Raw genomic sequence first — 17,888 nt, 5'->3', positions numbered from 1 at the left:
CCGCGTCGCTGATGGTGCGGTCAGCCCAGCGGCACGTCCGACGAGCGCGACGGGACGGCGTCGAGCACGGCGAGCACGGCGTCGTCGAACGTGATCGCGCCGGCAGCGAGGTTCGCGTCGAGGTGGCCCGCGTCCGCGGTGCCGGGGATGAGCAGCACGTTCGGGGCGTGCCGGAGCAGCCAGGCGAGGCCGACCTGCGCCGGGGTGCAGCCCATGGATCGTGCGGCGTCCTGCACCGCGGGCTCGTCGGCGACCTGCGGCATGCCCGGGAACGCGCCGCCCAGCGGGAAGAACGGCACCCACGCGATCCCCTCGGCGACGCACAGCGCGAGCACGTCCTCGTCGTCGCGCGCCACGAGGCTGTAGGCGTTCTGCACGCAGACGATGCCCGCCGGGATCGCCCGGCGCAGCCCGTCGAGCGCCACGCCGCTCAGCCCGATCGCACCGATCTTGCCCTCGTCGCGCATGGCCGTCAGCACCGCGAGCTGGTCGTCGAGGTCGACCACCTGGTCGCCCTCGGCCCGGAGCCCCGGGCCGGCGTCGAGCCGCCGGAGGTTCACGACCGGGACCCGGTCCGCACCGAGGCTCCTGAGGTTGTCCTCGACGCTCGCCCGGAGCTGCTCGGGCCGTTGCGCGGGACGGATCGGGCGGGGGGCGCCGGGGTCGGGGTCGGCCCCGACCTTGCTCACGACGATCACGCCGTCCCCGGGCCGGAGCGCGTCGCGGATGACCCCGTTGACGAAGCCGTTCCCGTAGAACTCCGCGGTGTCGACGTGGTCGACGCCGAGCTCGACGGCGCGGCGGAGCAGCCCGACGGCCGCACCGCGGTCGCCGTGCAGGCGTTCGAGCCGCATCGCGCCGTAGCCGATGCGGGACACAGTGCGACCGGCGAGGCGGCCGGAGCCACCGGGGCGCGTGACGGTGGAGGATGACATCGAGAAGTTCCCGTCCTCGTGGGATGATGGCAAAAGCGGAGGACCCTCCGCTGAAGTCAGCGTAGCACTATCGGAGGTGCCTCCGTTTTGGCGTCCGACCGTCCCGTCCGCGCCCATGCCCGGCGCAACCGCGAGAAGCTGCTCGCCGTCGCGCGGGCCGCCTTCGCCACCGCCGACGGCACCGTCTCGCTCGAGGGCATCGCCCGGCAGGCCGAGGTCGGGATCGGCACGCTCTACCGCCACTTCCCCACCCGGGAGGCACTCGTCGAGGCCGTCTACGCCGCCGAGCTCGACGACGTCGGCACCAGCGCCACGAAGCTGCTCGACGAGCACCCGCCCGCCGTCGCGCTCCGCGCGTGGATGGACCGCTACGCGGCGTTCGTCGCGACGAAGCGCGGGATGGTCGACACGCTCCGCACCGCCTGGGCCTCCGGACGGATCGCCGCACCGACCACGAGGGAGCGCATCACCGGCGCGATCTCGACGATCCTCACTGCCGGTGCACGGGACGGGTCGCTCCGCGCGGACGTGCCAGCCGACGACGTCACCGCGATGCTCGTCGGGGTTCTGCTGTCCACGGGAGCGGGCGACAGCCCGGAACAGACGGGACGGCTGCTCGACCTCGTCCTGGACGCGCTACGTCCCCTGTAGGGTCTGGCCGCGATGCTGAGATCGGACATGCGGCTCGAGTGGCTGGTGTCGTTCCTCGCTGTCGTCGACACGGGCAGCTTCGTGGCCGCCGCCGAGGCCACCCACCGGTCCCAGCCGCGCATCAGCATGCACGTCGCCGCGCTGGAGCGGGCGGTGGGCATCCCGCTGTTCAACCGGCGCAAGCGGCCCGTCGAGCTCACCGAGGCGGGCACGGCGCTCGCCGACCACGCCCGCTCGATCCTGCACGAGGTCGAGACCACCGAGGCGGCCATGGCGGCGTGGCGCGGCGGCGCCCGCGGCGTCGTAACCCTCGGGAGCCACCCCAGCGCCAGCGCGGCGTTCGTGCCCGACGTCCTCCGCGAGGCCGCGCGCTGCAGCCCGGACGTGCGCGTGGTGCTGGTCGAACGCTCCACGCTCGAGCTCGACGATGCGCTCGCCGCCGGCGAGCTGGACCTGTGCATCCGACCGGTGAGCCCCCCGCCGGTGCGGGCGAGCGTGCGCCGGCACGTGCTGTGGGGGGAGCCGCTCGTCGCGCTGCACCCGCCCGGGCACCCCCTGTCCGAGCTTCCCGAGCCGTTGCCGGTGGCGGAGGTCGCCGCGCACCCGCTGCTGTCCATCGGGCGCCTCGACGCGCCCGAGACCGGCGAGTTCGAGTCCTACCAGCGCTTCCGGGAGTGCGGGTACGAGCTGGAGCCGGTGCAGGCCACCAACCAGCCCCAGACGCTCATGTCGCTGGTGCGCCACGGCTTCGGGGTCGGCATCACCAACGCGCTCGCCGCACGGGTGACCGACACCGAGGGCGTCTGCGTGCGCAGGCTCGAGGGTGGTGCGGGCCGCCACGTGGCCGTCCACTGGGACTCCGCCCGCCACCACACCGCCGCCGCCCGCACCCTGCTGCAGCAGATCATCCGGCAGCCCCGCCCCGAAGGCACGGAGCCCGCGTCGGATCCGAGATCCGAATAGCGCCATCCGGAACTCGCTCTTCACCGCCGCGCACGGCCGCTCCTACGGTCGGCCCGTGGCCCGTACCTCCCCCTTCGCACTCGACGGCCGGCTGGCCATGGTCACCGGCGCCGGATCGGGGATCGGCCGCGGGGTCGCGCTCGGCCTCGCCGCGGCGGGCGCGGACCTGATCCTGCTGTCCGATCGCGACAACCTGGGCCCGGTGGCCGAGGAGGCGAGCGCCGCGGGCGCGGCGGTCACCACGGAGCTGCTGGACCTCGCCGACCGGGACGCCCGGCGGGCCGCGGTCGAGCGCCTCCTCGATGCGCACGCCGTCGACGTCCTGGTCAACAACGCCGGCCTCATCCGCCGGGCCCCGGCCACGGAGTTCAGCGACGCGGACTGGTACGAGGTCATCGAGGTCAACCTGCACGCCGCGTTCGAGCTGTGCCGCGCGGCGGGGCGCAGGATGGTCGCCCGGGGCTCCGGGAAGATCGTCAACGTCGCCTCGATGCTGAGCTTTCAAGGCGGGTTCCTCGTGCCCTCGTACGCGGCGAGCAAGCACGCCCTCGCCGGTCTCACCCGCGCCCTCGCCAACGAGTGGGCCGCCCATGGCGTGAACGTCAACGCGATCGCCCCCGGCTACGTCGCCACCGCCACCACGGCGGCCCTGCGCAGCGACCCGGCGCGGAGCGACGAGATCCTCGGCCGCATCCCGGCGGGACGCTGGGCCGAGCCGGAGGACGTCGCGGGCGCCGCGGTCTTCCTCGCCTCCCGCGCCGCCGACTACGTGCACGGACACGTCCTCGCCGTCGACGGGGGCTGGCTCTCCCGCTGAGCAGATAGGAGGGGTTCAACGATGAACCACCCGAGCACGCGCAGCATCGCCGTACTGGCCGGCGGCGCCGTCGTTGCCCTGCTTGCCGCGTGCGGCGGCGGTTCCACGGTCGACGACGACGCGAGCGGCGGTGCGGCCCCGCAGTTCGTCACGGTCGACGCGGGCTACGTCTCGGCCGTCGACCAGCTCGGCCTGCCGATCGCGCTGGAGACCGGCGCGTTCGAGGAGCAGCGCCTCGACGTCCAGCTCGCCCAGCCGTTCCCGACCGGGGTCGACTCGCTCAACGCGCTGCAGGCGGGTGAGGTCGACTTCGTCCAGGTCGGCACGCCCGCGATCGGCGCGGCCCAGCGCGGGCTCGACGTCGTGCTGCTCGGCAACTACTCCGGCTCGGCGAGCGAGCGGGCGATCGACGACACGATGGCGGTCGTCGCGCGGCCCGGCTCGGGAATCAGCGGCGACGACCTCACGACGCTGCGGGGCAAGCGGATCGGCGTCTCGGTCGGCTCGATCAACCACCTCTACCTGATCGGGCTGCTGCAGGAGCTGCAGATCCCGGTCGGCGACGTGGAGGTCGTCAACACCGCGCCGCCGGACATGCCGGTGGCGCTGCAGACGTCCGGCATCGACGCCGCGATCGTCTGGGACCCCTGGCCGATCACCATCCGGCAGCAGGTGCAGGGCAGCGAGGAGGTCGTGCGCGGCGGCGGCTACATCCCCTACGTCGGGTACATCGTCGCGATGCGGGAGTTCGTGGAGCAGAACCCGGACGTCGTCCACCGGTTCCTCACCGGGCGCGCCGCGGCCGACAAGTGGATGCGCGACAACCCCGACGAGGCGGCGGAGGCGGCGACCCGGTGGCTGCCGGGCACCGAGCTCGCCGTGGCGAAGGAGGCCATGCAGTACAACGTGGCGCAGCTCGACCCGCGGTTCTCCGCCTGCAACTACGTCGCGCTCGACACGGTGGCGCAGATGCTCGCCGAGCAGGGCGTCACGCAGCCCGGGTTCACCGTCGGCGACCGGTTCCTGCCCGGCCCGATCGCCACCGTGATGGCCGAGCGCCCCGAGCTGTTCGACGACCTCCCGCCGATCCCGGACGCCGCCCGCGTCGACGACGGCTTCGCCTACGACCGCGCCGCCGCGCTGGCGGCATGCCCGGCCACGTGAGCGCACCCCGGGCGACTCCCCGGGCAACGCGGACGCGGTCGGTGCTCTGGTTCCTCGCTCCGTTCGCCGCGCTGCTCGTCGTCTGGGCCGTGGTGGTGGCGGCCACCGGCGTGCCGATGCGGATCTTCCCGCAGGTCACCGACGTGGTGGCGGCCCTCGTGGCGATGACGGCGAGCGGTGAGCTGTTCGTCCACCTGGCGGCGAGCCTGCGCCGGGTGCTGATCGGCGCGGCGCTGGCCGTCGTCACGGCGCTCCCGTTCGGGGTGGCGCTCGGCGCGAGCCCGCGGCTGTCGGCGTTCTTCGCGCCGCTGCTGCGGTTCTCCGTGGCCCTCGCCGGCATCGCGTGGATCCCGATCGCGACGCTCTGGCTCGGCTACGGGGACGGCGCGGTGATCTTCATCGTGTGGAACTCGATGTTCTTCGCGCTCGCCTACAACACGCTGCTCGGCGTGCGCCGCATCCCGCTCCCGCTGCTGCGCGCGGCCCGCAGCATGGGCACCGGCCGGGTGCGGATGTTCTGGGAGGTCCTGCTGCCCGGTGCGCTGCCGAGCGTGGTGACCGGCCTGCGCGTCGGGCTCGGCTACGGCTGGCGCGGCCTGGTGGCCGCCGAGATCATCGCCACCAGCGCGGGCCTCGGCTACGCACTGTTCCTCGCCCAGAAGACGTTCTCGACCGACGTCATCATCGCCTCGATGGTGATCATCGGCGTGCTGTGGCTGGCGATGGACCGGCTGCTGCTGGCACCGCTGGAACGGCGCACGGTGCAGCGGTGGGGCATGACGGCGGGCGCGTCGTGACGGCGGTCTGGCGCCGGCTGGTGCGCCGCCCGATCGTGCGGACGCTCGGGCCGTTCGTTCCCGTGGTGGCGCTGTGGTGGCTGCTCGCACAGCTGAAGATCTTCCCGCCCGCGTTCTTCGTCGGACCGGACGTCGTGCTCGCCGAGCTGGGCGGGCTCCTGGAGCGCGGCATCCTGCCCGGCTACCTGTCCGACTCGCTCACCCGGCTCTGGTACGGGGTGCTGTTCGGCCTGCTGATCGGGCTGCCGCTCGGGTTCCTGGTCGGGATGTCGGCGACGGCGCGGCGGCTGGCGTGGCCGCTGCTGCTGTTCTTCCAGGCCATCGCCGACATCGCGTGGCTGCCGATCGTCATCGTCTGGTTCGGCTTCAGCCTCACCGCCGTGACGTTCGTGATCGTCTACACGATCGTCTTCCCGCTCGTGCTCAGCATCGTGGCCGGGGTCGAGCAGGTGCCGCCGGAGCTGGTGCGCGCGGCCCGCAGCCTCGGCGCGGGGCGGCTCCAGGTGTTCGTCGAGGTGATCGTGCCGGGCTCGCTGCCGTCGGTGGCGGGTGGCGTCCGCACCGGGCTCGGCTACGGGTGGCGCGCGCTCGTCGCCGCCGAGATCATCGTCGGGACCAGCGGGATCGGGTTCATGATGTTCGACGCCCGCCGCGTCGGGGACGTCGCCGAGGTCTTCCTCGGGATGATCGTGCTGGGCATCCTGTGGTACGCGCTCGACGCGCTGCTGCTCGCACCGTTCGAGCGCGCCACGGTGGAACGCTGGGGTCTGGTCCGTGAGGAGGCAGCAGCCGGGTGAGAGCGCTCCAGGTGGAGAACCTGCACAAGACCTACGCCGACCGCTACGGCGACGACGAGGTCGTCGCGATCGGGGACGTCTCGTTCGACGTGGCCGAGGGCGAGTTCGTCTCCGTCCTCGGGCCGAGCGGGTGCGGCAAGACCACGGTGCTCAACATCGTGGCCGGGTTCGTGGACCAGACCGGCGGCACGGTCAGCGTCGCGGGAAAGCCGGTGAGCGGGCCCGGGCCCGACCGCGGGGTCGTCTTCCAGAACCACGCGCTCTTCCCCTGGAAGACCGTGCAGGGCAACGTCACGTTCGGGCTGCGCATGCGCGGCGTCGCGAAGGCGGAACGGGAGGCGACGGCGGCGGAGTACCTGCAGCTCGTCGGGCTCGCCGGATTCGAGCACCGGTACCCGCACGAGCTGTCCGGCGGGATGCAGCAGCGGCTCGGGGTGGCCCGCGTGCTCGCCAACGAGCCCGCCGTGATGCTCATGGACGAGCCGTTCGCGAGCATTGACGCCCAGACCCGCCGCAAGCTGCAGGAGGACCTCACCCGGATCTTCCAGGAGCGCAGGCCCACCGTCTTCTTCGTGACCCACGACGTGGACGAGGCGGTGTTCCTGTCCGACCGGGTCGTCGTCCTCACCGGGCGGCCCAGCACGGTGCGCGAGATCGTCACGGTCGACCTCCCGCGCCCCCGGGACTGGCGCAGCACCGGCGAACTGCCGCGGTTCCGCACCCTCCGCAACCGGATCACCGACCTCCTCGCCGGGGACGGTGATCCGGTTGAGGCCCATGCCGCCGCCGATCCTGCATAGGGCTGCCCGCAGCCCGACACTGCGACGCATCGCGGTCGTCGTCCTGCTCGTGCTGCTCTACCAGGGCTGGCTCGGCGTCCAGGCGATCGGCAAGGCCGGCCCCGACGTGGGCGCCCACCCCGACGAGCGCGGCCGCTTCCCCGTCGACGTCGTGCTGGGCTTCCCGCCGGAGCGCTACCACGTGCTGGAGCTGCAGAAGCACGGGCGCATCGCCGGCACCGACGGCACCGTCGTGCACCTGCGCGGGGTCTCCCCCGCCGGCGTGGACGCCCTGGCCCGCGAGTACTGGATCGACGCGCTCGAGCCCGGCCGGGCCGATTAGTGCGGTGGCCGCAGACGTTCGCCGGGCCCGGCTGGAGCGTCGGGGCCGGGCGTCGCGCGATCGGCGCCCGATGATCGACCCGAGATGCGGGAAACCGCCCCACGAGGACGCACACCCGGGGTCTCGCAACGATCAAGGCTGCGTGATCGGTCCGAGCTGCGGTGGATCGCCCTGCCCCGGGCGCTGAGCGCGATTTCGCAACGATCATGCTTGGCCGCGCCGTCGTGTGGACACCCCATCAGCTCAGCCGCCGACCGCGGCCTCGTCCACCCCCGCGACGACGTGCGCGGCGACGTCCTGCAGCGTCGTGCGGCGGTGCCGCGCCGCGGTGCGCAGGTCGGTGAGGGCGCGCTCGGCCGAGCAGGCCCGTTCCGCCATGACGATCCCGATCGCCTGGTCGATCGCTGACCGGGAGACCAGCGCCTGGCGCAGGCGGGCGGAGAGCGTGGTGTCGTCGTAGCTGCGCATGCTGCCGGCCACGGCCACCGTGGCGAGGCCCGCGATCAGGTCGGCGAGGCAGCGGTCCGGCCTGCCGAACGCGGCCGCCGTGTCCCCGTAGACGGTGAGCACACCGATCGGGGCACCGTCGCGCACGAGCATCGGCACGGACCGGATCGCCAGCACCCCGGCACCGGTGGCAGCGCGGGCGAATGCGGGCCAGCGCCGTTCGGTGCTCAGGTCGCCCGCCTCGACCGGGTGCGCGGCCCGCAGGGCGTCCGCTCCGGGGCCCACCGCGTCCCGCCGCTGCAGAGCCTCCAGCCGGGCGGCGCGTTCGTCGACCGCGATCGCGTGCCCGCTCCACGCCGGCGCCGTGAGCGCCACGCTCGCCGACGCGGCCGCGGGCACCGCCGCCGCCGTGAGCTCGGCGACCCCGACGAGGAGCTCGTCGACCGACGACGTCGCCGCCACCAGCGCGGCCAGTTGGATGCCGACCTCCTCCCCCGCAGCTGCCCGCCCCACCGACGCCCCCTCGGCCGTTCACCCCGACAGGCAAGCGGTCGCCGAGCGTGCCTCATCCGTTACGGGGTGCGATGCAGGCGAGGACCGCGGCGGCGGTGCCGGACACGACCGGCTCGCCCGGGTCGATCCGCCGCAGCACGTCGACGACGCGCTCGTCCTCGGCGGCGATGTGCAGGTGGGTGCCGCAGCCGGCCGCCCTCGCGTACAGGGCCCGCAGCTCGCCCGCCACCTGCACGTCCATCCGCGTCACCGAGGACAGGTCGAGGATCACGTGCGGCGCCCGGTGCAGCTGCTGCCGCACCCGGATCACCAGCATCGCGGAGCTCCGCAGGTGCAGCGGGCCGATGACCCGCACGATGACGGTGTCGGGGGTCGGCGCGTGCAGCCGCACGTCGAGCGGCTCGTCCCGGTCCGGGACCGCGGGACGACTCTCCCGCCGCGGGGTGGGAACCAGCGCCGACAGGTCCATCGGCACGGCGGCCCGATGGAGGAGGGCGCTGCCCGATCCGGAAGTCCGTTCGATGCTCATCGTGCTGTGCTCACCGTGCTGTTCCACCTCGGACCGCGCCCCTCCACAGGGCCGCCTGGTACATCGTGAACAGGTCCAGCAGCGAGGCCTCGTACCGCGCCGCGGACGACGAGTCGTGCCCGACCGTCCGGAGCCATCCCTTGCGCCGGTGCAGCTGCCGCCCGGCTGCGGCGAGCGCGGCGCTCGTCGCCGGCACGACCTCGCCCGCCCGAGTCAGGTCCACCAGCACGAAGCGCGCGCCCGCGATCAGCAACCCGTCCACCCTCTGTCTCAGCTCCGCGCCGCCTTCGTGGCCGCAGGTGCCGATCACCTCGACGAAGGCGTGCTCCCGATCGGGCTGCACGGACATGATCCGAAGGCCCGACCGCTCAGGAGCGACGTGCTGCTCCGGCTGCACGACGTCGTGCATGCTTTCCCCTCTGCTGCCGTGACCCGACTCGCGGAGCGCTGCCCGGGGATCAGAGGGCCGAGGGTTCTGGACCGTGCCGATGCCCGCGCGTGCGCTCACGCAGCGGCTGTCGGTCCAACCGTCGGGGACTCTACGAGAGGCCCGGCCGGAACGGCAACAGGTCGTTGTGGCCCGCCCACCGTACGTGCATCTGCACGCGCCGGACGGTCGGCGCAGGCCGATACGGCCTGTCGGCCCCTGCGGAGGGCGCCCCGCCGTGCCAGGCTGTGAAGCGGCCGCGGCGCGCTGACCGGCACGTTCTCGGGGCAGCAGGACGGGCATGTACATGACAGGTGGCCGACACCAGGACGACACCGCGGCGGAGCTCGCGGCGCTGCTGCTGTCCACCGAGTCGTTCGACGATCTGCTGCACGGGGTGGCGGACCTGTCGGTCCGGCTCATCGCGGGCGCCACGACGGCGAGCATCACCCTGGCCGAGCGGGGCCGGGTGATCACCGTGGCGGCCGCCGACGGGCTCGCCACCCAGATCGACGAGTACCAGTACGAGCGGGGCACCGGCCCGTGCCTGGACGCCATGCGCTCCGGCTCGGTCGTGCACGTCCCCGACGTGCGCGGGGAGGCGCGCTGGGGCGACTTCGGCTCGAGAACGCTGAGCCACGGTGTGACGGGCGCGCTCGGCGTCCCGCTGATGGGTCGCGACAGCCCGGTGGGCGTGCTCAACCTCTACGCCACCGCCGGCGCCGGCTTCGACGAGCGCGACCAGCGGCTGGCCCAGGTGCTCGCCGCTCACGCCGCCGTCGCGCTGACCGCGGCACTGCGCACGTACGACCAGGTGAGCCTCACCGACAACCTGCGCATCGCGCTGTCGTCCCGCTCCGTGATCGACCAGGCGATCGGCATCGTGATGGGCCGCGAGCGGTGCTCGCCCGACGAGGCGTTCGACGTGCTGCGCCGGGTGTCGCAGCAGCGCAACACCAAGCTGCGGCACGTCGCCACCGAGCTCGTCACGGCGGTCACCCGCGCCGGGGAGGGCCGGGGCGGCTGACCTCCGACCCACGCCCGGCACGGCGTAGCCGTGTTCGAGCGGCGGAACCGCTCGTACTTGCGAGCACGCAGCCGGCACCCTGCTGCCGAATTCTCAGGCGTCGTCTCGCGAGGAAAGCCCCGACGTGGTGAACCGGCGTTCATGAGGAGGGGCTCCCGGAGCGAGACGGCGTCTGAGGTTCCGCTACCGGCACCGCAACGCAAGCCCGTCCCGAACACTCCCTAGGCTGCCGGGGTTCCCGACGCCAGGAGGTCTCCCACCGGTGGCTGCGCCGTACGTCCGCACCCGCGTGGCCCGGAGCCTGACGACCGTTGTACTGGCCTGCGCGTTGGGCGCGTGCAGCGCGGTCCCGGCCGACGCGCCGGCGGAGGGGGCCCGCGAGGAGATCGCGCGCAGCGTCATCCTGATCATGGGCAGCGGGATGGGGCAGGCGCAGCACGACTTCCTGCAGCTGGCGATCGCCGGACCGTCGGGGCAGCTCGCGATGGACCGGCTCGACGCCGGCGGGTCGGTGACCCCGGTGGACCCGGTGTCCGACTCCGCGGCGGGAGCCACGACCCTGGCCACCGGCACACCCACCGCTCCCGGCGCGATCGGGGTCGACGCCGACGGCGAACGGCTCACCACCGTGCTGGAGCACGCCCGGAACGCGGGCAAGGCCACCGGCCTCGTGACGACGGCGGAGGTCACCGACCCGGTGCCCGCCGCGTTCGCCGCGCACGTCGCCCCCCGGCCCCCTCTCGAGGACCCGGGAGAGGACGAGGAGGAGGCCTCCGCCGAGCGGACGATCGCGCGGCAGTACCTGGAGGACTCCCGGGTCGACGTGGTTCTGGGCGGCGGGGCGGCGCGGTGGTCGGATGGTCTCGTCGGGCAGGCGCGGTCACTCGGCTACTCCACCGTGGCCGACGCCGCCGAGATGCAGGGCGCGTCGGCCGACCGGCTGCTCGGGCTCTTCGCCGACGGGCCGATGTTCGAGCCGGGCCCGCCGGGCGACGGCCGCTACGCGCCCACCGTGCCGCTCCCCGACATGACGCGCGCGGCGCTCGCCGCCCTCGACCGCCGCGAGGCCGGGTTCTTCCTCGTCGTCGACGAGGCGGGCATCGACGCCATGGCCCGCGAAGGCAACGGCGCGCTCGTGCTGGAGGCGGGCCGGGCGCTGGACGCCAGCGTGCAGGCCGCGCTCGACTTCCAGGCCGTCAACCCCGGCACCCTGATCGTCGTGGCCGGCGACCACGAGACCGGCGGCATGAACGTCACCCTCGCCGATCCGGGCGCCGAGCGTCCCGGCTCGAACGGCCCGTTCCCGGCCACCGACTCCGGCCAGGAGCTGTGGCTGCGGTGGACCCGCACGGGCCTGACGAACGCCCCCGTCCCGATCACGGCGGGCGGGCCCGGCGCGGAGGGGTTCAACGGCCCGATGGCGAACACGCAGGTCTTCCCCGCGCTGCTGGAGGCGATGAGCCTCAGGGCATGAGCGAGCTTGCGAGCGCATCATGGGCACAGCGCACCTGGCGTGAGCGTCACCACAGCTCGATGGTCACCACGTCGAGCGCGACCGGCGTTATGCGGATCATCCTCGCGGCCATCAGCTCGCGGAGCCGTTCCTGGACGGCGACGACGTCGCGGACGAGCTGACCTGGCCGCAGCCGCACCGTCAGCACCGGGAACGGGTGCAACCGGACGTTCAGTACGAGGGGTACGGAGTCGGTCGGGCCGGTCGGCGTCCACACGAGCCGGCTGAGGCCGGCACCTTCGGCCGCCTTGCGCCACCGCCACCGGATCTCACCTTCCGAGTACCCGTCGTCGATCGTTCGGTCGCGTTCGGCCGCCCGCGCCCGGAGACGTTCGCCGACGCCGGGTGCCGGAACGGCCACGGCCGTCGCGCGTCCGGCGACGAACCCGGCCAACCCGCCGGCCGCCACCACGAGGAGCGACGACGCCGGAGCCACCCCGAAGAGGGCGGCGGCGAGGCTGGTCAGAACGGCCACGACAGCGGCCCCTCCGAGGACGACGGGCACGAACGGCACGGGGACCACCCCCCTCGAGAGCCTGACCGCCGAACGGCGATCGGCGCCCCGCCGCCACCCCCGACGCTAGGGCGCGCGGGTGATTCGTCCCATCCCTGATGTCTGGGGGGTAATGCCGCGGGCGCCGTGTGACGAGTTCACCGGGGTGAGGCGCATCGTGCGTCCCGACCAGCTCGTCAGGGACTTCACCCACAGCGTCGACGCCAACGCGCCGGCCGTCGAGGTGCTGCGGCACGCCGCGCGGACACTGGCCGCGGCCGTGCCCGCGGACTACTGGTGCGGCGTCCTCCTCGATCCCTCGACCTTCCTCGACACCGGCGGGACCTACGAGCAGTCGTTCCCCGAGAGCGTCATGCCCCGGCTGTTCGAGATCGAGCACGTCGAGCACGTCGGCGCGAACAACCTGCGCGCACTCGGCCGCAGGAGGGCCGCCGTCAGCGTGCTGAGCGCGGCCACCCGCGGTGATCTCGCGGGCGACGTCTACTACCGCGACATCCTGCATCCGCTCGGGATGGTCGACGAGATGCGGATCCTCCTCCGGCAGGGCACCAACGCGTGGGGGCTCCTCGTGTGGGCGCGCGGCGCCGGTTTCGCCGACCGGGACGTGCGTCTCGCCGAGGCCCTGTGCAAGCCCGCCGCCAACGCCCTGCGCGGCTCGTTGCTCCTCGGCGGCGACGACGACGGCGAGCTCCCCGACGCGCCGGGGCTCCTCGTCCTCGACGCGGACCACGGGGTGGTCTCCTGCACGCCGACCGCGCAGCGGTGGCTCGACGAGCTCCAGGAGCACCATCCCGAGCGACGCCGGCTCCCGAACGCCGTCCACGCGCTGGCCAACCACGCGTCCTCGGCGCTGGCCGGCAGCCCCGCCCGGTCGCTCGCCCGGACCCGCGGCGGCCGGTGGGTGTCCCTGCACGGCTGGGCCATGGAGGGCCCGCTCACCGCGGTGGCCATCGGCCCGGCAGGCGTCAAGGAGCTCATGGCCGTCATCCTGGCCGCCTACAACCTCACCGCGCGGGAACGGGACGTCACCCAGCACGTCCTCCGCGGCCGGACCACCGGCCAGATCGCCCGAGCCCTCGGCCTGTCCCCCTACACGGTGCAGGACCACCTCCAGGCGATCTTCCGCAAGGTCGGCGTCGGCAGCTGCCGCGAGCTCATGTCCACGATCTTCACCCGGCACTACCTGCCCCGGCTCGGTCCGGACTCGATCCCACCCCTGTCCACGGACGGCCGGATGTACGCCGAGGACACCGCCCGCACGGCCTGACCACCACCGTGGTGAGAGCATCGGGACCGGGCCATCGCCCGGCACATCACCGGCCAGGAGGGGGAAGCCAGCGTGACCAACCGCTTCGAGGGGCGACGCGTCGCCGTCACGGGAGCAGCAGGCGGGATCGGGCTCGCGATCTGCGAGAGCCTCGCCGGACAGGGCGCCCAGGTCCACGGGCTCGACCTGAAGGGCCTCGACGCGCTCCCGTCCGGCGTCGCGGGCCACGCGGTGGACGTCACCTCCGAGGAGTCCGTGGCCGCCGCCGTCCGTGCGCTCTACGCCGCCGACGAGCGCCCGGTCGACCTGGTGAACGGCGCCGGCATCGTGGAGAACGTCGCGGCCGAGGACATGCCGCTGGCCGAGTTCGACCGGATCCTCTCGGTGAACCTGCGCGGCGTGTTCCTCACCTGCCGCGAGTTCGGCCGCGAGCTGCTCGCGCGCGGCGGCGGCGCGATCGTCAACATCGCCTCGATGTCCGGCAACGCGATCGTCAACCACCCGCAGCAGCAGTGCGCCTACAACACGTCGAAGGCGGGCGTCAGCGCGCTCACCCGCTCGCTCGCCGTCGAGTGGGGGCCGCGCGGGGTACGGGTCAACGCCGTCTCCCCCGGGTACGTGCAGACCCCGCTCACCATGGCCAAGACCGACCTCCACCCGCAGTGGATGCGCGAGACCCCGCTCGGCCGGTTCGCGCAGCCGTGGGAGGTCGCGAAGGCCGTGGAGTACTTCCTCAGCGAGGACTCCGCGTTCTGCTGCGGCACGGAGCTGCTGATCGACGGCGGTTTCGCATTGCGCTGACCCACCCGTGAGCTACCGGAGGCCGCGCAGGGCCGGGTGGGCGTAGGCCTCCGGGTTCACCACGTGCGCCGGGCGGCGCCCGTCCCGCACGTCGAGCACGGACCGCAGCGCGCTGGTGCCGCTCGCCAGCGCGAGCTCGTCGGTCCAGCAGGTGGCGTGCGGGCTGTACAGCGTGTTCGGTGCCGAGAGGATCGGGGCGTCCGGCGCGGGCGGCTCGTCGCGGAATACGTCGAGCGCCGCGCCGGCGATGCGGCCCCCGGCCAACGCGGCGGCCACGGCGTCCTGGTCGACGATGGGCCCGCGGGCGACGTTGACGAGGAAGGCCGACGGCTTCATCCGGGCCAGCGCGGCCGCGTCGACGAGGTCGCGGGTCTCGTCCGTGAGCGCCGCGGTGACGACCACGAAGTCGGCGCCGGCGAGCACGGTGTGCAGGTCCCCGAGCTCGACGCCCGCCGCGGCGGCCGCGGCGGGATCGGCGTAGGGGTCGTGGGCGGTCTGGCGCATGCCGAGCGGCGCCAGGAGCCCGCTGATCGTGCGCCCGATGTTGCCCCAGCCCACGAACCCGACGGTGCGTCCGGTGAGGCCGGTGCCCATGTGGTCGAGGCGGTCCGGCCAGCGGTCCTCGCGGACGAGCCGGTCCTTGTCGAGCAGGCGGTGGGAGATGCCGAGCATCAGGGCGAGTGCGGCCTGCGCGACCGGGCGTGCCACCGCGTCCCTCGTGATCGTGAGCAGCGTGCCGTGCGCGGTGAGCGCGGCGACGTCCACGTTGTCGTAGCCCACGCCGAACCGGGCGACGACCCGGAGCCGGTCGGCCTCGCCGAGGGACCGCCGCGTGATCCGGGGCAGGAGCCCGACCAGCGCGTCGAGGCCGGCCAGCTGCTCGGGCGGGATCTCACCGGCCGTGACGTCCAGGAACCGGTGCTCGACGCCCGGCGCGTCCGCGAGCAGCGACAACCCGATGTCACCCCAGCCGATCCGCCCGTCCGGGGTGAGGAAGTCGCCGGTGAGACCGATCCGGAAGGTGCTCGCCACCGGCTGACCGTAACGACGCCCTCGGAAATTGGTCAACCGGTTGCTAGGTTGGACCGGCACTCATCGACGAGAGGAAGGCGGAGACGTGACCCTCCCCGTGATCGAGAAGGCCAGGTCGGGTGAGCTCGCGCTCGGGACGTTCGTGTTCGAGTTCGCCACGAACGGCATCGGCCGGCTCGCCGCGCACGCGGGCGCCGAGTTCGTGCTCTACGACGCCGAGCACACCGGCTGGGGCTGGGAGACGCTCGGTGGGCTCGTGGCCACCACCCGGCCCACCGGGGCGCCGGCCTGGATCCGGATCCCGTCCGCCTTCGACCGCACCACGGTGAGCCGCGCCCTCGACGTGGGCGCGAGCGGGATCATGGCGCCGATGGTCGGCTCGGCCGAGGTCGCCGCGCGGCTCGTGGAGTGGTCGAAGTACCCGCCCGACGGGAGCCGCGGCGCCGCGTTCGGCGTGGCGCACGACGACTACCGCAGCGGCGACAACGTGGCCACGATGCGCAGGGCCAACAGCGACAACGTCGTGATCTGCCAGATCGAGACGGTCGCGGGCCTCGAGGCCGTCGAGGAGATCGCCGCGGTACCCGGCGTCGACGTCGTGTGGGTCGGGCACTTCGACCTCACCAACTCCATGGGCATCCCGGGGCGGTTCGACCACCCCGACTACCTCGCCGCGCTCGACCGCGTCGCGAAGGCGGCCGCCGACACCGGCACGCTCGCCGGGTTCATGCCGACGTCCGTCGAGCAGGCCACCGACCTCGTCGGCCGCGGCTACTCCCTGCTCGCCTACAACGGCGACCTGTGGCTCTACCAGCAGGCACTCGCGGCGGGGCTGACGGCGATCCGGTCGGCCACGAAGGGCTGAAATGCCCCCACCAGTGCCCCCCGACGCCGCAGGCCCGGCCCCGATCCAGCGGGACTCGCCGGTGAGCCAGGTCGCGCGGCGGCTGCTCGACGAGGTGATGGGGGGCGGCCACCACCCGGGCTCCCGCCTGCCGTCGGAGCGGCGGCTCGCCGAGGGGCTGGGCGTGGGGCGGTCGGCCATCCGGGAGGCGATCGCGGTGCTCGAGGTGCTCGGGATCGTCGAGGTGCGGGTCGGCTCGGGCACCTACGTGCGCGGGACGATCTCCGACCTGCTCCCGCAGGCGATCGACTGGGGCCTCCTGCTGGGCGAGCGCCAGACCCACGACCTCGTCGAGACCCGCCAGCACCTCGAGATAGTGACGGCCCGGCTCGCGGCGGCCCGGGCCACCGACGAGGACGTGGACCTGCTGCACGACCGGCTCGAGCGGATGCGGGAGACCGCGGACTCCTTCGCGGCGTTCACGGAGGCGGACGTCGACTTCCACCTGGAGGTCGCCCGGATCGCCGGGAACACCGTGCTCCGCGACATCCTGCACAGCGTGCGCGCCCTGCTGCGGGTCTGGATCCAGCGGGCGGTCGGGGCCGACGGCGACACCGCGGCCACCCTCGCCGAGCACGTGGCAGTGTTCGAAGCCGTACGGCTGCGGGACCCGGACGCCGCCGCGGCAGCGATGGGCTCGCACATGGAGGCGGCGAGCGCACGGCTGCACCGCTCGCTGTCCGAGGGGCGCCCGGGACCGCAGTAGGGCCACGTGCTGCCGGGCGCCCCCGACCGCACGACCGGCGAGGGGTCAGCGGCCGGCCCGATCCCGGGTGCCGTCCAGGCCGAGCATCGCCAGCATCTCCGCGCATTCGGCGGCGTCAACGGCCCGACCGGCGACCACCCGGGCGGCGCGCCGGTGCTGGTCGACGCTCTCGGCCTCCGCGGCGGCCTGCGCCATGGCGAACCTGCTCTGGTCCTCGGTGCGGGAAGGGTGTCCGGCCCATCTCATGTGTCCGTGCTCCCTCAGCCGTCCGCCGAGGGCCGCATGTCGCAGGGGCGGTCCGTCCGGCGCGACCATACGTCAGGCGGCGATCTGCACGAGGCGGCACACTTCAGTGCCCGCCCGACCTGACGCCGCTGACCCTACCCCCCGACGGCCGACACAGCCGATCATGAGAGGCGGCGCACGGACCCGCGCCGCCTGCTCATACGCTGTCCGGCAGGCGGGAGGGGACGGAGGGGATGGGGCACATGACGGCTGATCAGCCGGCGGGACCGTCGCTGCTCTACGCCGTCAAGCAGGTCGAGCTGGCCGTCCGGTCCCACCTCGACGAGCTGCTGCGCCCGTCCGGCATCACGGTGGTGCAGTACACCGCGCTCACCGCCCTCGCCCGGCGCGACGACCTGACGAGCGCCGAGCTCGCCCGCAACGCGTTCGTCACGCCGCAGTCGATGGGCGACCTGATCACCGCGCTCGAGCGTCGCGATCTCGTGACGCGCCATACCGACCCGCGCCACGCCCGGCGCCTCCTGATCAGCCTCACCCCCGCCGGGGAGGACCTGCTCGCGCGCATGTCGTCGCAGGTGCGGGCCCTGGAGGAGCGGATGCTCGGCGACCTGACGCCGGGCGAGCGCACCGAGCTGCGCGACTACCTCAACCGCTGCCGCAACTCCCTGGCCGACTGACTGCCCCGTGAGTGGATACGAGTGCTGGAACACTCGTAT

22 protein-coding genes are annotated in these 17,888 nt (G+C 73.7%); 15 read left to right on the top strand and 7 right to left on the bottom strand.

Features of this window, described 5'->3' with window-relative positions:
• Positions 1–20: 20 nt before the first annotated feature.
• Entirely contained in the window at positions 21–935 is a 915-nt protein-coding gene (locus ACU436_RS18655; RefSeq protein WP_459026897.1) for an aldo/keto reductase, read from the bottom strand.
• An 87-nt stretch (positions 936–1,022) separates the two neighbouring features.
• Between ACU436_RS18655 and ACU436_RS18650 the strand changes: the two genes are divergently transcribed.
• The 8 genes from ACU436_RS18650 to ACU436_RS18615 are packed head-to-tail and all read left to right on the top strand — an operon-like array spanning position 1,023 to position 7,246.
• Positions 1,023–1,586, top strand: a complete 564-nt coding sequence (locus ACU436_RS18650) for a TetR/AcrR family transcriptional regulator (protein ID WP_459026895.1) — start codon at positions 1,023–1,025, stop codon at positions 1,584–1,586.
• 12 nt (positions 1,587–1,598) lie between these two features.
• A complete protein-coding gene (locus tag ACU436_RS18645) occupies positions 1,599–2,549 on the top strand; it encodes a LysR family transcriptional regulator (RefSeq protein ID WP_459026893.1) in 951 nt (316 codons plus the stop codon).
• A 55-nt stretch (positions 2,550–2,604) separates the two neighbouring features.
• Positions 2,605–3,366, top strand: coding sequence for an SDR family oxidoreductase (locus ACU436_RS18640; RefSeq protein ID WP_459026892.1), 762 nt, complete (start codon positions 2,605–2,607; stop codon positions 3,364–3,366).
• A gap of 21 nt (positions 3,367–3,387) precedes the next feature.
• Positions 3,388–4,530, top strand: coding sequence for an ABC transporter substrate-binding protein (locus ACU436_RS18635; protein ID WP_459026890.1), 1,143 nt, complete (start codon positions 3,388–3,390; stop codon positions 4,528–4,530).
• 41 nt (positions 4,531–4,571) lie between these two features.
• The gene (locus ACU436_RS18630) at positions 4,572–5,327 is read left to right on the top strand and encodes an ABC transporter permease (protein ID WP_459026888.1); all 756 of its coding nucleotides are present in this window, start codon (positions 4,572–4,574) and stop codon (positions 5,325–5,327) included.
• Positions 5,300–6,124 (top strand): ABC transporter permease, encoded by an 825-nt coding sequence (locus ACU436_RS18625; protein ID WP_459026886.1) that lies wholly within the window; start codon positions 5,300–5,302, stop codon positions 6,122–6,124. The genes ACU436_RS18630 and ACU436_RS18625 overlap by 28 nt, the downstream gene beginning before the upstream one ends.
• Entirely contained in the window at positions 6,121–6,924 is an 804-nt protein-coding gene (locus ACU436_RS18620) for an ABC transporter ATP-binding protein (protein ID WP_459026884.1), read from the top strand. Before ACU436_RS18625 ends, ACU436_RS18620 begins: the two co-directional genes overlap by 4 nt.
• Positions 6,902–7,246 (top strand): hypothetical protein, encoded by a 345-nt coding sequence (locus ACU436_RS18615; protein ID WP_459026883.1) that lies wholly within the window; start codon positions 6,902–6,904, stop codon positions 7,244–7,246. Before ACU436_RS18620 ends, ACU436_RS18615 begins: the two co-directional genes overlap by 23 nt.
• A gap of 243 nt (positions 7,247–7,489) precedes the next feature.
• Here the strand turns inward: ACU436_RS18615 and ACU436_RS18610 are convergent, their stop codons facing one another.
• Genes ACU436_RS18610 through ACU436_RS18600 form a run of 3 tightly spaced genes read right to left on the bottom strand, consistent with a single transcriptional unit; the run spans position 7,490 to position 9,144 of the window.
• Positions 7,490–8,206: a GAF and ANTAR domain-containing protein gene (locus ACU436_RS18610; RefSeq protein ID WP_459026882.1), complete on the bottom strand. Its 717-nt coding sequence runs from the start codon at positions 8,204–8,206 to the stop codon at positions 7,490–7,492.
• Between the two features lie 52 nt (positions 8,207–8,258).
• Positions 8,259–8,735 carry an STAS domain-containing protein gene (locus ACU436_RS18605; RefSeq protein WP_459026880.1) on the bottom strand — a complete coding sequence of 159 codons (477 nt, stop codon included), beginning with the start codon at positions 8,733–8,735 and terminating at the stop codon, positions 8,259–8,261.
• Between the two features lie 10 nt (positions 8,736–8,745).
• Positions 8,746–9,144 (bottom strand): hypothetical protein, encoded by a 399-nt coding sequence (locus ACU436_RS18600; protein WP_459026878.1) that lies wholly within the window; start codon positions 9,142–9,144, stop codon positions 8,746–8,748.
• A gap of 325 nt (positions 9,145–9,469) precedes the next feature.
• On the opposite strand from ACU436_RS18600, the gene ACU436_RS18595 reads away from it, so the two are divergent.
• Both ACU436_RS18595 and ACU436_RS18590 read left to right on the top strand, forming a co-directional pair.
• Positions 9,470–10,189, top strand: a complete 720-nt coding sequence (locus tag ACU436_RS18595; RefSeq protein WP_459026876.1) for a GAF and ANTAR domain-containing protein — start codon at positions 9,470–9,472, stop codon at positions 10,187–10,189.
• Positions 10,190–10,451: 262 nt separating this feature from the next.
• Entirely contained in the window at positions 10,452–11,663 is a 1,212-nt protein-coding gene (locus tag ACU436_RS18590; RefSeq protein ID WP_459026874.1) for an alkaline phosphatase, read from the top strand.
• Positions 11,664–11,709: 46 nt separating this feature from the next.
• Here ACU436_RS18590 and ACU436_RS18585 read toward each other — a convergent pair whose 3' ends face one another.
• Complete coding sequence (locus ACU436_RS18585) at positions 11,710–12,216, bottom strand: hypothetical protein (protein ID WP_459026872.1); 507 nt, start codon at positions 12,214–12,216, stop codon at positions 11,710–11,712.
• Positions 12,217–12,361: 145 nt separating this feature from the next.
• Here ACU436_RS18585 and ACU436_RS18580 point away from each other — a divergent pair, with 145 nt between their 5' ends.
• The gene (locus ACU436_RS18580) at positions 12,362–13,483 is read left to right on the top strand and encodes a helix-turn-helix transcriptional regulator (RefSeq protein ID WP_459026870.1); all 1,122 of its coding nucleotides are present in this window, start codon (positions 12,362–12,364) and stop codon (positions 13,481–13,483) included.
• Between the two features lie 72 nt (positions 13,484–13,555).
• Positions 13,556–14,284, top strand: coding sequence for an SDR family NAD(P)-dependent oxidoreductase (locus ACU436_RS18575; RefSeq protein ID WP_459026868.1), 729 nt, complete (start codon positions 13,556–13,558; stop codon positions 14,282–14,284).
• Between the two features lie 12 nt (positions 14,285–14,296).
• On the opposite strand, the gene ACU436_RS18570 is transcribed toward ACU436_RS18575, so the two are convergent.
• Positions 14,297–15,316 (bottom strand): NAD(P)-dependent oxidoreductase, encoded by a 1,020-nt coding sequence (locus ACU436_RS18570; protein ID WP_459026866.1) that lies wholly within the window; start codon positions 15,314–15,316, stop codon positions 14,297–14,299.
• 85 nt (positions 15,317–15,401) lie between these two features.
• Here ACU436_RS18570 and ACU436_RS18565 point away from each other — a divergent pair, with 85 nt between their 5' ends.
• Both ACU436_RS18565 and ACU436_RS18560 read left to right on the top strand, forming a co-directional pair.
• Positions 15,402–16,181, top strand: a complete 780-nt coding sequence (locus ACU436_RS18565; RefSeq protein ID WP_459026865.1) for an HpcH/HpaI aldolase family protein — start codon at positions 15,402–15,404, stop codon at positions 16,179–16,181.
• 61 nt (positions 16,182–16,242) lie between these two features.
• Positions 16,243–16,926 (top strand): FadR/GntR family transcriptional regulator, encoded by a 684-nt coding sequence (locus ACU436_RS18560; RefSeq protein WP_459026863.1) that lies wholly within the window; start codon positions 16,243–16,245, stop codon positions 16,924–16,926.
• Between the two features lie 45 nt (positions 16,927–16,971).
• Here the strand turns inward: ACU436_RS18560 and ACU436_RS18555 are convergent, their stop codons facing one another.
• Positions 16,972–17,172, bottom strand: a complete 201-nt coding sequence (locus ACU436_RS18555; RefSeq protein ID WP_459026861.1) for a hypothetical protein — start codon at positions 17,170–17,172, stop codon at positions 16,972–16,974.
• A 242-nt stretch (positions 17,173–17,414) separates the two neighbouring features.
• Between ACU436_RS18555 and ACU436_RS18550 the strand changes: the two genes are divergently transcribed.
• Entirely contained in the window at positions 17,415–17,849 is a 435-nt protein-coding gene (locus ACU436_RS18550) for a MarR family winged helix-turn-helix transcriptional regulator (protein ID WP_459026859.1), read from the top strand.
• Positions 17,850–17,888 lie beyond the last annotated feature (39 nt).

The organism is Pseudonocardia wallangbongensis (genome assembly GCF_054486945.1).
The sequence above is the reverse complement of the archived record's forward strand: the minus strand, read 5'-3'. Positions and strand labels throughout refer to the sequence as shown.

Excerpts from the sequence above, each read along its gene's own strand:
- ACU436_RS18635 (WP_459026890.1), top strand. The coding sequence starts at position 3,388 with ATGAACCACCCGAGCACGCGCAGCATCGCCGTACTGGCCGGCGGCGCC.
- ACU436_RS18645 (WP_459026893.1), top strand. The coding sequence starts at position 1,599 with ATGCTGAGATCGGACATGCGGCTCGAGTGGCTGGTGTCGTTCCTCGCT.
- ACU436_RS18655 (WP_459026897.1), bottom strand. The coding sequence starts at position 935 with ATGTCATCCTCCACCGTCACGCGCCCCGGTGGCTCCGGCCGCCTCGCC.
- ACU436_RS18605 (WP_459026880.1), bottom strand. The coding sequence starts at position 8,735 with ATGAGCATCGAACGGACTTCCGGATCGGGCAGCGCCCTCCTCCATCGG.
- ACU436_RS18615 (WP_459026883.1), top strand. The coding sequence starts at position 6,902 with ATGCCGCCGCCGATCCTGCATAGGGCTGCCCGCAGCCCGACACTGCGA.
- ACU436_RS18555 (WP_459026861.1), bottom strand. The coding sequence starts at position 17,172 with ATGAGATGGGCCGGACACCCTTCCCGCACCGAGGACCAGAGCAGGTTC.
- ACU436_RS18595 (WP_459026876.1), top strand. The coding sequence starts at position 9,470 with ATGACAGGTGGCCGACACCAGGACGACACCGCGGCGGAGCTCGCGGCG.
- ACU436_RS18550 (WP_459026859.1), top strand. The coding sequence starts at position 17,415 with ATGACGGCTGATCAGCCGGCGGGACCGTCGCTGCTCTACGCCGTCAAG.
- ACU436_RS18600 (WP_459026878.1), bottom strand. The coding sequence starts at position 9,144 with ATGCACGACGTCGTGCAGCCGGAGCAGCACGTCGCTCCTGAGCGGTCG.